Source organism: Mycolicibacterium monacense, from assembly GCF_010731575.1.
GTDB lineage: Bacteria > Actinomycetota > Actinomycetes > Mycobacteriales > Mycobacteriaceae > Mycobacterium > Mycobacterium monacense.
Genome location: NZ_AP022617.1, coordinates 3,046,771 through 3,060,480, shown reverse-complemented (window position 1 = coordinate 3,060,480; position 13,710 = coordinate 3,046,771). Strand labels below are relative to the sequence as shown.

12 protein-coding genes are annotated in these 13,710 nt (G+C 68.7%); 4 read left to right on the top strand and 8 right to left on the bottom strand.

All coding sequences use genetic code 11. The features are described from left to right. Window position 1 precedes the first annotated feature (1 nt). Window positions 2–655: a hypothetical protein gene (locus G6N49_RS14675; protein WP_064915759.1), complete on the bottom strand. Its 654-nt coding sequence runs from the start codon at window positions 653–655 to the stop codon at window positions 2–4. A gap of 177 nt (window positions 656–832) precedes the next feature. Between G6N49_RS14675 and G6N49_RS14670 the strand changes: the two genes are divergently transcribed. Continuing rightward, window positions 833–1,819 carry a mechanosensitive ion channel family protein gene (locus G6N49_RS14670; RefSeq protein ID WP_234789162.1) on the top strand — a complete coding sequence of 329 codons (987 nt, stop codon included), beginning with the start codon at window positions 833–835 and terminating at the stop codon, window positions 1,817–1,819. Window positions 1,820–1,831: 12 nt separating this feature from the next. After that, window positions 1,832–2,512, top strand: coding sequence for a nucleoside/nucleotide kinase family protein (locus G6N49_RS14665; RefSeq protein ID WP_064915757.1), 681 nt, complete (start codon window positions 1,832–1,834; stop codon window positions 2,510–2,512). Window positions 2,513–2,562: 50 nt separating this feature from the next. On the opposite strand, the gene G6N49_RS14660 is transcribed toward G6N49_RS14665, so the two are convergent. Both G6N49_RS14660 and G6N49_RS14655 read right to left on the bottom strand, forming a co-directional pair. Next, window positions 2,563–3,705: an acyl-CoA dehydrogenase family protein gene (locus tag G6N49_RS14660; RefSeq protein ID WP_083045176.1), complete on the bottom strand. Its 1,143-nt coding sequence runs from the start codon at window positions 3,703–3,705 to the stop codon at window positions 2,563–2,565. Next, complete coding sequence (locus G6N49_RS14655; RefSeq protein WP_064915755.1) at window positions 3,705–4,937, bottom strand: acyl-CoA dehydrogenase family protein; 1,233 nt, start codon at window positions 4,935–4,937, stop codon at window positions 3,705–3,707. The genes G6N49_RS14660 and G6N49_RS14655 overlap by 1 nt, the downstream gene beginning before the upstream one ends. Before the next feature lie 150 nt (window positions 4,938–5,087). On the opposite strand from G6N49_RS14655, the gene G6N49_RS14650 reads away from it, so the two are divergent. Next, complete coding sequence (locus G6N49_RS14650) at window positions 5,088–5,450, top strand: PAS domain S-box protein (protein WP_179967843.1); 363 nt, start codon at window positions 5,088–5,090, stop codon at window positions 5,448–5,450. Window positions 5,451–5,456: 6 nt separating this feature from the next. On the opposite strand, the gene G6N49_RS14645 is transcribed toward G6N49_RS14650, so the two are convergent. Beyond that, window positions 5,457–6,107, bottom strand: a complete 651-nt coding sequence (locus tag G6N49_RS14645) for a ScbR family autoregulator-binding transcription factor (RefSeq protein ID WP_064871811.1) — start codon at window positions 6,105–6,107, stop codon at window positions 5,457–5,459. Window positions 6,108–6,160: 53 nt separating this feature from the next. Continuing rightward, entirely contained in the window at window positions 6,161–6,838 is a 678-nt protein-coding gene (locus G6N49_RS14640; protein ID WP_064915753.1) for a TetR family transcriptional regulator, read from the bottom strand. 393 nt (window positions 6,839–7,231) lie between these two features. Between G6N49_RS14640 and G6N49_RS14635 the strand changes: the two genes are divergently transcribed. Further along, window positions 7,232–8,101, top strand: a complete 870-nt coding sequence (locus G6N49_RS14635) for an FAD-dependent oxidoreductase (RefSeq protein ID WP_083045175.1) — start codon at window positions 7,232–7,234, stop codon at window positions 8,099–8,101. Here the strand turns inward: G6N49_RS14635 and G6N49_RS14630 are convergent. Genes G6N49_RS14630 through G6N49_RS14620 form a run of 3 tightly spaced genes read right to left on the bottom strand, consistent with a single transcriptional unit; the run spans window position 8,063 to window position 12,770 of the window. Next, complete coding sequence (locus G6N49_RS14630) at window positions 8,063–9,868, bottom strand: putative bifunctional diguanylate cyclase/phosphodiesterase (protein ID WP_083045193.1); 1,806 nt, start codon at window positions 9,866–9,868, stop codon at window positions 8,063–8,065. The two genes, G6N49_RS14635 and G6N49_RS14630, sit on opposite strands and share 39 nt — an antisense overlap. Window positions 9,869–9,891: 23 nt before the next feature. Beyond that, window positions 9,892–12,021, bottom strand: a complete 2,130-nt coding sequence (locus G6N49_RS14625; RefSeq protein ID WP_064915750.1) for an Rv1355c family protein — start codon at window positions 12,019–12,021, stop codon at window positions 9,892–9,894. Continuing rightward, window positions 12,021–12,770 carry a hypothetical protein gene (locus G6N49_RS14620; protein WP_064915749.1) on the bottom strand — a complete coding sequence of 250 codons (750 nt, stop codon included), beginning with the start codon at window positions 12,768–12,770 and terminating at the stop codon, window positions 12,021–12,023. Before G6N49_RS14620 ends, G6N49_RS14625 begins: the two co-directional genes overlap by 1 nt. Window positions 12,771–13,710 lie beyond the last annotated feature (940 nt).

Sequence of the window (13,710 nt, the reverse complement as noted above, 5' to 3'; positions counted from 1 at the left end):
GTCAGCGGCCCGCCCGCTGCATGATCGTCGCGTCCCGGTCGACGATCTGCACCATCGCGTCGAGGTCGGAGGCCACGCGGCCGAATGCGGCGTGCAGGGCGTCGAGCGAGGGCTGGTCAGGCGGGTCCCGAAGGGACGCGCAGCGCGCCTCGACGTCGTGTGCGCTGACGACGACGGTCTGCATCGCCCTGGTCAGATCGGGATCCGGGGTGTCGACGATCGCGGACATCTCGACGGTGATGGGGGCGATCATCTGGCTGCAGTAGAACCTGATGTCGCCCACGTCGCGGGCGGTCAGGGCGTTCTGCACCTGCGGACGCACCTGATGGGCCACCTCGGTGACCGTCTTCAGGGTGTCGGAGGAGGCGGTCACCCACTCCCACATCGCCTCGATCGCCGCGCGGGTGGGCGTCCGGACGCCCCACCCGTCCTGGAGCACGGTGGGCGTCGCCGTGACCGAACTGCGGGCGAGGGGCGGACGCTGCGGGTTCTGCGGACCGACCGCATCACGCAGTGCGGTCACCCCCGTGAGCATCGCGGCGGCCAAGACGACCGCACCGATGACCGCCGCCGTTCTCGACCTCGAACGGGTCCGCGGCGGACTCGATGTGTGCGCATCCGGATCCCATCCCGGCGGTGCGGAAGGAGGCCCCATGGCTCAGAGGGTAGTTGTGAATGCAAGGGTCCGTCCCACCTCCGGGCGAACGGTCCGCCTTTGAATTGACGCTCGTGTTTATTCAGGCGTCACGGGGGTACCGCCGAATCACACCATCAACGGCCGCGGGGAGCCCTGGATTACGGAGTTGAAGCGATGGAAGACGCCCTACGAGATATGTGGAGGTCGGTCGCGAACTTCGCGCCGAAACTGGTGGCGTTCCTCGTCATCCTGATCATCGGGTGGATCCTGGCGAAGCTGATCGCCAAGGCCATCGACAAGATCCTCGAGAAAGTCGGATTCGACCGGGCCGTCGAGCGCGGCGGCGTCAAGAAGGCGCTGGCGCGCAGCGACTACGACGCCTCGACCATCGTCAGCAAGATCATCTACTACGCGCTCCTGCTGATCGTGCTGCAACTGGCCTTCGGCGTCTTCGGCCCGAACCCGATCAGCGAGTTGATCGCCGGGGTCATCGCCTTCCTGCCGAGGCTGCTGGTCGCGGTGATCATCATCGTGGTCGCGGCGGCTATCGCCGCGGCGGTCCGCGACATCGTGTCCAACGCGTTGAGCGGCCTTTCCTACGGCCGGATGCTGGCCAACATCGCCAGCATCGCCATCCTCGGTCTCGGTGCCATCGCGGCGCTGAACCAGGTCGGCATCGCGCTGACCGTGACGCTGCCGGTGCTGATCGCCATCCTCGGGACGATCGGCGGCATCCTCGTCGTCGGCGTCGGTGGCGGTCTGATCAAGCCGATGCAACAACGCTGGGAGGACTATCTGTCCCGGGCCGAGAGCGAGGGACGCAACATGCGCGAACACCTCAACAGCCGGGACCGGGAAACGACGGTGCTCCCGGCCACTGCTGGGTCGCCGCAACCGGGCTATTCACCGGGCGGGGGGCAACAGGGCGCCGGGCAGTACGGATACACCGAAGGCGCGCCCCGGTACTCCAACGAGCCGCAGTACCAGTCCGACCCCCGGTACCCGAGTGCACCCCAGTACCCGAACGACCCGGGCGGACGGACATCGCCGACGGGTCCGCCGACCGGTCCGTATACAAGCGGACAGCCCACCGGATACGACGATCCGTCCGGTGGCCGGCACACGGGTATGCCTGGCGGACAGCAGTATCCGTACGGCGGAGACCGCGGAGGTCAGCAGTAGCGCGCCGCACAAGTGCGGCCTCCTATAGTCGCAGGGGTGGACTCGTCGCCGGAGAGTGTGACCGCTGACGAGGCGTTGCGCCTGGTCGTCGACGAGTCTCGGGCACTGCTCGACAGTGGGCCGGGGCGGGTGATCGTCGGGATCACCGGCCCACCCGGTACGGGGAAGTCCACGTTCGCGCGGCGGATCGTCGAGCGCGCGGCAGCGGTGGCGAGCTATGTCCCGATGGACGGCTTCCACCTGTCGAACGCCCAACTGGACCGGCTGGGACGGCGTTCCCGCAAGGGCGCACCGGACACCTTCGACGTGGACGGTTACGTCGCGGCGCTGACCCGCATCGCGGCCGACCACGGTATCCGGGATGTCTACGTCCCCGATTTCGACCGCACCCTCGAGGAGCCGGTGGCGGCGGGCCGGGTGGTGCCCGCGGACGCCCGTCTGGTGGTCACCGAAGGCAACTATCTCGGCCTCTGGGAGGGTGTTCCGGCGTTGCTCGACCGGCTCTACTACCTCGACACTGAGCCCGCTGTTCGCCGCGCGCGGCTCCTCGCCCGACACGTCGCCGGGGGGCGCGGTGACGCCGAGGCGCAGGACTGGGTCGAGACGGTCGACTTCTCGAACGCCGCACTCATCGCCGCCGCCCGCGACCGGTGTGACCGCATCCTCGAAGTGGTTGAGCCACAGTCTTTGTGAGATGCCCGCCGCACATCAGGACGTTTCGCCGGACACCCCGGTCCGGCGGGTCAGGGACGCGTCAGCTGTGCGTACCGGCTGACGTGGTGGTCGGTGGAGCCGAACTCGTACTGCAGTGCGGTGAGCCGTTTGAAGTAGTGACCGATCGCGAGCTCCTCGGTCATCCCCATACCGCCGTGCAGTTGGACGGCGTTCTGGCCGACGAACCGCGCCGCACGGCCGATGGTGGCCTTGGCCGCCGACACCGCCCGCGCACGCACCATTTCGTCGGATTCCAGGTTGAGCACCGCCAGATAGGTCGCCGCGACGGACTTCTCGACCTCCATGTGCATGTCGACCATCCGGTGTTGGAGCACCTGGAAGCTGCCGATGGGAGTGCCGAACTGATGGCGTTGTTTGCAGTACTCGACGGTGTCGGCGAGCACCCTGCGCATCGCGCCGACGGCCTCTGCGCAGACGGCCGCCGCCCCTTCGTCGCGGGCCCGGGCGATCGACGGCCAGGCCCGACCCTCCTCGCCGAGCAGCGCCTCGCCGGGGATCCGCACACCGTCGAATGTGATGTCGGCGGCGCGACGGTCGTCGATCGTGCGGTAGGCGTGCATCGTGAGGCCGCCCTGCACCGCTGAGAGGTCGACCAGGAAGAGCGAGATGCCCTCCTCGTCATCCCGGCCACCCGACGTACGCGCCGTGACCAGCAGGTGGCCGGCCAGGGGCGCGCTCGTGACCACGACCTTCTCGCCGCGCAGCACCCAGTCCGCGCCGTCCTTCTCGGCGGTGGTGGACACATCGCGCCAGTTGTCCCCCGAGGTGGCCTCGGTCGCGGCGAGCGCGACCAGCGCGGTGCCCTCGACGATCTTCTCGAGGACGGCGCTTGCGGTCTCGCCGCCGGCGCGCTGCAGCAGACCGCCGGCCACCACCACGGTGTCGACGAACGGTTCCACCACCAGGGCGTGGCCCAGCGCTTCGGCGATGACCATCGCCTCGACCGCACCGCCGCCGATGCCGCCGGCGTCCTCGGGCAGCGTGGCGCCGAGGATGCCGAGCTCCTCGGCGAAGCCACGCCAGATGTCCGGCTGCCATCCCGCGCCGGTTTTGGCTGCGGCCCGGCTCTTTTCGAGTTCGTAACGGGTGGACAGGAACTTCGTCAACCCGTCGCGCAGCAGTTCTTGTTCTTTGGTGAGCGAGAAGTCCATCAGAGCCCCAATGCTGCCTTGGCCAGGATGTTGCGTTGAATTTCGTTGCTGCCGGCGTAGATCGAGCCGGCGCGGTCGTTGAAGTAGCGCAGGGGCGCCACCGCCTGCCACGGTTCGCCGCTCACGTAACCGTCGGCCGGCGGTTCGTACTCGGCCACCGGCCCGCCGGGACAGGTCGCATGCGGCTGATACACCCGCGACCGTGGACCGGCGGCCGCCATCGCCAGCTCCGTCAGGTCCTGGCTCAGTTCGGTGCCGAGCACCTTGAGCATCGACGACGCCGACCCGGGGTTCCCGCCCGCCGCGACCGTGGCGAGCACCCGGTACTCCAGGATCTCGAGGACGTCGGTGCGGATCCGCGCGTCGGCCAGTCGCTGGGCGAACCTCGCGTCGTCGATGAGCCGGCCACCGTCGGGCCCCGGCTGATCGGCTGCGACGGTGGCGATCTCCTCGGCCAGCACCTGCAGGGCGGGTGCGGAGGACCCGCCGCCGCGTTCGAATTCCAGTAGGTACTTGGCGACGGTCCAACCGTCGTCGATCTCGCCGATGACGTTGCTCTTGGGTACGCGGACCTCGTCGAAGAAGACCTGGTTCTGGACTTCCTCACCCGAGGTCATCACCAGCGGCCGGATCTCGATACCGGGGGTCGTCATGTCGATCAGGACGAACGTGATGCCCTGCTGCTTCTTCGGTGCGCGGGTGGTCCGCACCAGGGCGAACATCCAATTCGCCTCCGCGGCATGGGTCGTCCAGATCTTGCTGCCCGTGCACACCAGGTCGTCGCCGTCGTCGACGGCCGCCATGGTCAGTGCGGCGAGGTCGGAGCCGGCCTCCGGTTCGGAGTAGCCCTGGCAGAAGAACACCTCGCCGGTGAGGATGCGGGGGAGGAAGTAGTCCTTCTGCTCGGGGGTGCCGAATTTGATGATCGCGTGCGCGACCATCCGGATCCCCATGGGGGACAGGGACGGAGCCCCGGCCAGTGTGGACTCCCGGCTGAAGATGTAGTGCTGGGTGAGGCTCCAGTCGCAGCCGCCGTACTCGACCGGCCATGCCGGTGCCGCCCAGCCCCGCTCATGCAGAATCTTCTGCCACGCCATGCTGGCGTCGTGGTCGGCGTAGACGCTGGTCATCAGCCGTCCCGCCCGCTGGATGTCCGGGGTCAGTTTCTCGGCGAGGAACGCGCGCACTTCGTCGCGAAACGCCAGATCGTGATCCGACCAGGTCAAGTCCATGGGTCACCCCCGTCTGCAGTGTGCGTCCTCACAGAGTAAACCTAGTTAGTCAAGTGATGGTCACGTGGCCCACGGAAAGTCGACCGGCGGCGGGAGGGCGATAATCGTCCGATGGAGCGGCGACGAGACGGCCAGGACGATCGATCCCCGATGTCGCTGCTACGGGACATGCCCGCGCTGGTGTTGCTCGAGCGGTTCCCGGTCCCGGTCCTCGCCATCGCCGAGGACGGCGCCATCCTCTTCGCGAACGGCGCCTTCGCCGACATGGTGGGTCACCGGACCGAGGACGTGACCGCGGCGCATTTCACCGAGATCTTCCACCGCCTGCCCGCCGAGGACTCCGCGGTGACGGCGGTCCGGGCACACGCCGACCTCGTCGTGGAACTCGTGCACCGTGACGGGTCGATCGTCCGGGCCCGGATGAGCAAATCCGCGCTGGTGCGCGGCGACGATCCGGTGGCCTTGGCGACGTTCACCGATCTCACCGAGCGGCTGTGGGCGGAAGGGGTGTGAACCGGGTCAGTCGCCGGTGGGGCCCCGACGTGCCTCGCGCGCCAGGAACTCGGTGAAGTACTCCCGGGACGCATCGGTGACGATTGCGGGCAGGACAAGGCCGAACAGGCGCGTGACGCGCGCGCGCAGATCCGTCCCACCCGAGGCGGCGTCGGAGAGCAGGCTCCCGCCGACGAAGGCGCCGACGAACGTCTCGGCGACCGCGACGATGTCGACGTCGTCGCGGACGTCGCCCTCGTCGCGGGCTCGGGCGACATCCGTGGCCATCGCCGAGAGCCAGCCGCTGTAGGTGCCTCCCGCGGACTCACTGAACCCGGCGAAGACGCGCATCAGCACGATCCCGACGCGGGCCACCTTGTCGCTGCCGAGCTGGTCCACGACGAGGAAAGTCCCGTGGATGATGCTCTCCAGCGCGGGCGACGACGATTCACTGATGGCGTCGAAGGTGGCCAGCAACCGGGCGCTGCCCTCGGAGACGATCTCCGCGGCAAGGGCTTCCTTCGAGTCGAAGTGGTAGTACAGCGCACCCTTGGTCATCTGGGCACGCTCGATGATGTCGCCGAGTCCTGTTCCGGGATAACCCCGTTCACTGAACAGGTCGACAGCCGCCTCGATGATCCTGCGCCTGGTCGCCTCGGATCGTGCTTGGCGAATCATGTGCTGTCACCCACCTCCGCACCGAGACCGTCGCCATGTGACGCGGCCCGCGGTCACAGGGTATCGGTGGACAACGGTCGTGCCTTCTTGATCGCCAAGGCGCTGCGCCTGCGGACGAATGTCCGCAGATACCCGAGCCGCTCGGTGACCGCGAGCCCGGGCAGCACCAGCGCCCACGCTCTTTCCAGGTCACCCAGGAACGCGGCGGCGTCGTCGAGGTCGCTGGCCTGGCGGACGCCCAGGTAGAGGAAGACCAGCAGGCGGGCGACGTCCTCGGGGGGCGTGTGATCGGCGGCGTCACCTTCCTCCACCGCCCTGCGTGCGAGCGGGACGAGCGCGGCGCGGGATGTGTCCAACGCCCGCCGACGCAGGCCGTCGGTACGCCCGACGGACTCCAGCAGATTCAGTCCCGCGCGCGTGACGTGCTCGCCGATGTCGTCCACAGCGGTGCCGAAGGTGACGTCGACCAGCGTTTCCATCGCCGAACGCCGCAGTGCCACCGTCTCGTCGACGGTGCGGAGAGTCGATTCGAGCCACTGGTCGACAAGCGCCGAGGCGAGCGCGTACTTCGACCGGAAGTGGTGATACATGGCGCCTTTGGTGACCGCGGCGTCGGAGAGGATGTCGTCGAGATTCACCAGACCGTAGGGCTTGACCGCGAACTGTCGCGCGGCGGCCCGGAGAATCTGCTGACGCGTCGCGTCGGTTCTCCGGTCTCCCTGCTCGGCCACGCACACCCCCGGATTTCGCTCGAGCCGCGCACTGGCGGTGAAGGACGCCGCCCCCTGCGGGCGGCGAATGTCATACTTCAGGTTATCCGCACGGGTGCGAAACGGCCAAAAGGTATGTAACGTTCGGGTAGTGATGACTGCAAGTATCTCGCAACCAGCGTCCGCGGACCGCAGATGCGACCGCGCGGGCCTCGGAACGGCTCAGGTACCTGCGCTTTCCCTCCGTACGCTGCGATGGTACCTTCATCCGGTTGCCACGGCCTGTTCTGGCAAACCCCCTCGAATCCCTGCACAGGCCGTGGCAACCCACCTTCCAGCTGTGCGAGGTGTCCCGACCGACCGCCCGACCATCCGGCGGAACGTACCCGAGCAACGGCGAGGTGTTTAACGCATATGTGGGATCACGAAGTCGACGTGCTGTGCGTGGGTGGCGTCATCGGTGCGCTCGCCAGCGCTGTGGTGGCGGCCGACGCCGAGGTCGAGGTGCTCGTCGCGATCTCACCCGTTGACGACTCGGGCTGGCCCACCGACCGGGTGGAGGACGAGGACACCGTCGCCTACTTCGCGGCGCTGACCGACGGCCTCGCCACCTCGCCGCAGGCGATGGCCGATGTGCCGGTGCGCCCGGTCCGACCGTTGACGGCGGCCGAGCGGCGCAGGGCCGCACCGTTCTACGGCGCCCGGCTGAAGACGTGGACCGAGCAGTGCCTGCTTTCGCCGTACGGGCTCCTGCACACCAGGGTCACCGACTGGCGCACCACCACCATGCGGACCCTTGACAACCGTCCCGTTCAGGTCAAGACGGTCGGCAGGATCGCACTGCCCGCCGCGGGTGGGCCGGTGCCGCTGGCCACATGGCTCGAGGAGCAGGCCCGCGTCCGCGACATCGACATCGAGTCGGATGCCCGCCTGCAGCGGCTCGTGTTCGAGGAAGGCGTCGTCGTCGATGCGGTGCTCGAGACCGCGGCCGGTCCGTACGCCGTGCGTTCCCGCCACGGAATCACCCTCGCGCCGCGCGTCGCGCACGGCGTCGCCGAATATGTGCGTGGTGACGATGAGGCCGAGGTGGCGCTGGTCAGCGAGATCGGCAGCCGGTTCGCGCGGGTCGAACTGCTCGCGGCCGCCCCGCCCGCGGCCCCGCCCGCCGCGACCTGTTCGAGTAGCAATCGCCGGCTTCCGAAGGCGATGCGGGAGTCGCGGCGCAACCGCGCCGAACCCCGCCGGTCACGAGAAATGAACGGGCACCCGCCCTTCGGCCAGTAGCCGTTCCATCTGTTCGCCGGGCACCGGACGGGACAGCAGGAAACCCTGGGCGCGGTGGCACCCGTGGTTCAACAGGGTCTGTGCGGCGATCTCGGTTTCGACTCCCTCGGCCACCAGCTCGAGCCCGAACGCCGCCGCGAGCGCGATGATGGCCCGGACGATCGCGAGGTCACCGGCGTTGACGCCGAGATCCCGAACGAAGCTCTTGTCGATCTTCAGGGTGTCCACGGGAAGCGATTTCAGCAGCGACAACACGCTGTAGCCCGTCCCGAAGTCGTCGATCGCCACCTGGACCCCGGCCTCCTTGAGCCCTGCCAGGGTGACCCGTGTGGTGTCGATGTCCTGGACGACGACGCTCTCGGTGATCTCCAGACATACCGACCCGCGTTCCAGCCCGAAATCGGCCATCACGTCCGCCACGGACTCGACGAAACCCTCCGTGACGAGCTGCACCGGAGACACGTTGACGCGCAACACGATCCGGTCTCCCACCCCGGCTGCGCGCCAGCGGGCGAACTCAGCGCAGGCGTTGCGTAGCACCCACCGGCCCAGTTCGCCGGCGAGGTTGATGGACTCCGCCACCCCGATGAACCGGTCGGGGGAGAGCAGCCCGCGGGTGGGATGCTGCCAGCGGACGAGAGCCTCGGTGGCGAGGATCTCACCGGTTCGGATGTCCACCTCGGGCAGGTAGTGCAGAACCAGGGCCCCGCTGTCGATGACGCTCTGGAGATGCAACTCGATGTCGTTGCGCAGGGTGATCTCCTGCGACATCTGTTCACTGAAGACCGAGATGCTGTTGCCGCCTTCTCCTTTGGCGCTCAACACCGCCTGGTCTGCCCGGCTCAGCAGATCCGAGGTCGTGTCGCGGCCGGGCATGCCGACGGCGACACCGATGCTGATCGTGCGGGTCAACAACTCGCCGTCGATCGAAACCCGTTCGCGCAGAACGGCCTGCAGTCTGTGCGCGAGTGTCTCCGCGTCATCGGCGGTCATCGGCGCAGCCGGAACGACGACGAACTCGTCACCGCCGAGGCGGGCGATGAACTTCTTCTCGTCACCCTGCTGCAGGCGCTCGGCGAGGACCCGGATGAACCAGTCGCCGGCGATGTGGCCGAGATAGTCGTTGACCGCCTTGAGCCGGTCGAGATCGAAGAAGAGCACCGCCACCGGACCGGGGCGGCCCGCCGCGAGCCGGTCGTCGAGGTGTCGGAGCAGCGCACGGCGGTTGTGCAGACCGGTCAGGTCGTCGTGGTCGGCGAGGTAGCGCAGCCGTTCCTCGGCGGCGATCCTGGCCTGCACCTGGGCGAACAGCGATGCGATGGCGGTGAGCGCGTTCAGTTCGTCCTGCTCCCAGACGCGGCCGCCGAACTTGACGAAGCCCAGCACGCCGGTCGTGACGTCACCGGATCGCAAGGGGATCTCGGCGACCGTGGCCGCCCCGCGGGGACCTGTCGCATCCGCGGGCGCCGGCCGCAGGATCGCCGGTTCGTCGAGATGCTCGGTCTGCGCGAACACCGGGTCGGCGTCGGAGAAGTAGACGACCTTGAGCGGATCGGGCCCCCCGGGGGAGGTGCGCGGCGGCCATTCGGCGACCAGTTCGGAAGCGTGCACGCGGTGGTCGTGGTGCCGCAAAAAGCTCGCATCGACGTCGAAATACGAGACGAGGTCGCCCAGCACGCGTTCACTCACCTGCGCCGAGGTCGCCGCAGTGACGGCCATCAGGTCGATGGCGACCGCGGTCACGAGGACCTCGAGGTTTCTCGGCACGGTCGTCTCCGTTCCCGGTGGTGTCATGCCGGTGCCGGGGTGCTCAGGCTGCGGCGTCTGCTGCGCATCGACGGGCGGGGCGCGATGGAGAAGCGTAGGACCAACGCCTCGGACTCCTCCGCGCCGATGCCGGTCAGCGCGCGGAAACGGCGTCGCAGCTCGCCGAGTTCGCCGGCGAACGCCGGGGAGAGTTCGGCGAGTTCGCGGTCGCCGTGCGCGTAGAGGAACACCGGCGACACCGGATGGGTTGCGACGCCGTGCTGTTCGGCGGCGATCCAGACCGCCTCGGTCGCCGCGCCCCCGCGCAGGTAGTCCGGCAGTGTGTGTCCGGTGACGGTGACGACACCCAGTGCGGCGCTGGACGTCAGCCGGTCGTAGGTGTCCTCGCCCAGCGCCGACCCCGCATCCCACCGGGCCAGATCGGCCATCACCTCGCCGCGGCGCAGGATGTCGAGCTTCACCAGGTCCGTCGGGCCCAACTCCAGTGTCCGCACGTCGATCCCGGAGTCGGGCGCCGGATCCCCGGGCCAGCGCAGCTCCGAGAACATCTCCGAGTGCAGACGTGGTGTGAGGTACCGGATCCGGTCGGTGGCCGCGAGGATCTCGGCGGCCTCGGCCATGTCGCGGGTGTCGGTGAGCATCGCCAGGCGGCCACCTTCGGCCCGCGCGGCGGCGGCCATCGCCTCGATCTCGGCGGCGCCGATCGGTGTGCCGGACCCGTGATGCCGGTTGGTCTCCCGCCGCAGCATCGCGGGGTAGAGACGCGCCAGCTCCTCGTCCTCGGCCCGCCCGAGGCGGACGACGGCGCGAAGGGGCGAGCGCTCGTCACCGCGCTCGATGTGCACGTCGGCGGCGCGGTGGTGGGCCGCCGCGGCGATCCGCGCGTTCAAGACCGCCGCACCGAGTGCGACCGCGCTACCCCGGTACGCGACGTCCATCGCGCTCGTGGCCTCGGGGGCCACCCACAGGTGTACGGCGTCGGACTGTAGTTCGATGTGCCACGGCTGTGAGTTGCCACCCGAGGGGGCCCGCACGGCGGCGGCGGCGACCTTCTCGGGGACGGAGTCCGTTTCGGAATCGGCCACCCCGTCGTCGGCCGTGTCCTCGACAGCCGGGGAACCGAGCGGGTCCTCGACGCGGTCGAGGAGCGCAGCGGCATCCATCCGCACCCGGCCCGAGGGCAGCGGTTCGCCGAGGCCGATGCGGCGCACCGCCTCGGTGACGGCGGTGGCGCCCAGCGCGACTTCACCGGCGAGCTGCGGCCATGTCGTCAGGCTCGTCCCGACTTCCACCAGCGACGCGGCCATCCGCGACGACAGCGCGCTCGCGTCGAGGATGCGCAGCACGTAGGGCACCTTGTCCTTGCTCGTCAGCCCGGACAATGCCGCGGAGTCGATGTCGCCGAGCAGCCCGTGCAGCAGCGGCCGCGACGGGTCGACGTCGAAACGTTCGACGTCGAGCAGGCCGCGATCGCTGGTCGCCATCAGGACCGGGATGCGGCGGGCCCGGGCGTGCTCACGCACCAGGACCTTCACGTCCAGCGAATCGCACTCCTCCACCACCACGTCGAGCCCGTCGAGGAACTCCTCGACCGTGGCCGGTGTGACGCCGTCGGTCATCACCTGCACCGGGAGGTAGGGATCGAGTTCGGCGATCCGGCGGGCCGCGACCACCGCCTTGTTCACCCCGACGTCGACCAGGCTGGCGGGGACTCGGTTGAGGTTCGACACCTCGAGGCCGTCGAAGTCGGCGAGCCGCAGTTCGCCGCAGACCCCCTGTGCGGCAAGCGTGTGGGCCACGGCGTGGCCGACGCTGAGACCGATCACCCCGACCCGCAGCCGACCGAGGCGCTGTTGTTCCGACGCGGTGATCAGATTGCGGTTGCGGTCGAGTCGGAGCCGGCTGTGGGCACGAGGACCGAGGACGCTGACGACCGTGCGCCGCCACGGGAAGTACGCCCACCGGATCGGCTCATCCGCCAGCTCACCGTCCGCGGGCGGACGCAGTTCGGCCAGGGCCGAGCGCAGTTCCGCGGCGCGGTCGACGAACTCGATCCCGGGATCGGACCGCAGCGTCGCGAGTGCGTCGCGGTCTGCGTCGTCGATGAGAACGGAGGCGGTGTAGACAGTCTGATCAGTGGTGGACCGTGTCATCAGACCGTCGCGGCGGCGGACGTGAGTCGGCCGATCCCGTCGAGTTGCGCCGTCACCTGCCGCGTCTCCGCGAAGAACGTCGAAACCTGCTTGGGGTCGGCGTGATTGGCGTAGGTACGCCTGTCCCACCACATCATCTTCGTCTGATATCGGGCGTCGGGATATGGAGTCGCGGGAATCTTGGCGGCCAGCACACCGCCCGAGGATAACCAGCGATTGAGGACATATGCCGCGGCGGTCGCGACGGCGAATTGCGCGTCGAGCAGAAGCATGGAATGCAGCGGCACGCGGGCCAGGACGTCGGTGAGTGCGCGGCTCTGTTCGGGGTCGTCGCTCACCCATGCCGATTTGATTTCCACCACGCCGAATGGCAGGCGATCACCGACCATCTTGCGCACCGCGGTCAGGCCGGGTTGGCCGTCCCACTCGACCACCGCGTGGCACTCGTCGATTGCGGTGTACGGGCCCTTGGCGCGAACGCCACCGACCACCTGTCCGGCCTGGTTGATGCCGGCACAGAACAGCGCGGTGTCGTCGCCACGCTCGAGCGCACCGGTGTCGAGCGCGCGCTCGACTCCGTGCTTGTGGTAGCTGAGCTGCGCCCCGCGAACATACTCGGCCCAGAGTTCGGGCTCCGTTGAGGGCTGTGCCAAGACGATGGTGCACTGGCTCGCAGTATCGAACCAGGTGGGGTTCCGGTCCAGTTCCAGAAGCCCGGGGGTGGGGGTGTCTAGCTGGGCAGCAGGCATGGGTGTCCGTCCTTCGGGCAGCCGCCTGGGGGTTAGGCGACGGCTGATCGTGGTGCGCGTCACGCGGGTTCGCGAATACGCGAACTTGAGTATCCCGCTCTTAGTGGGTTCCATTCCAGCTAGCGAGAAAAACTTGTCCAGTATTGCGTTTTGTGGACCAGGCCATCAGATGTGTTTGTGCACGGAACTTCAGTTATGGCAATCGGCTATTCGCGGGTCTTCGCAGGTTGTTTGTCCGGTGGTGGCGTCCGGCGAACTTTGCGTGTGCACCGACTGCATCGCCGGCGCGGGCGCGCCGGAATCGAGCGTTTCTTGCTGTTTGCCGGCCGAGCCAGGTTGTGAGCCTCGTCACCCACTAGCGTCGACGGATCACCGGTGGGCGCGGGATCGGCGTCCACGGATGTCGCCGATGCCGACGCCGGCCAGGGCTGTCGGTGCGCCGACACCGTGGCGGTCCGACCACCGTGCGTCAGGGTCGGACCTTCGGTTTTGCGCCGTCCGAGGCTCGGGTGGCGTGCCGGTCGCCCGGGTGGGACGCCCCGTCGCCGGTGGGGTGGGACGGGTTTGCCAGGAGAACGGTCCGGGCACGGTTCTCGTCGCTCCCGCGACGCCTGCGGCGGCGCTGGAACGCGTATGCCCCGCGCGATCGGCGGGTGGGTCGCGGGGCGCGTCCGGGTGCCTGCCGCGAGTCCGGGTTGCTCGGCGCCATCGCCGACGGCGCACCGCCCCGGCGGTCCACACCACCGAATTGGCGCCGACTCCTGCGACCGGTGACACGTCCATCCCGGTCTGGATGTCGCGCCGATCTTGTCGCTGCCGCGGGTGACCAATCCCGCTGATGCTTGCGCAGGGCAATACTTCGAGATTGCTCGCCGCATTCGGAACCGACACGCGAAAAATCCGGGCGGCTCGTGATCGTGTCGGCGCACAATGCCGGCAG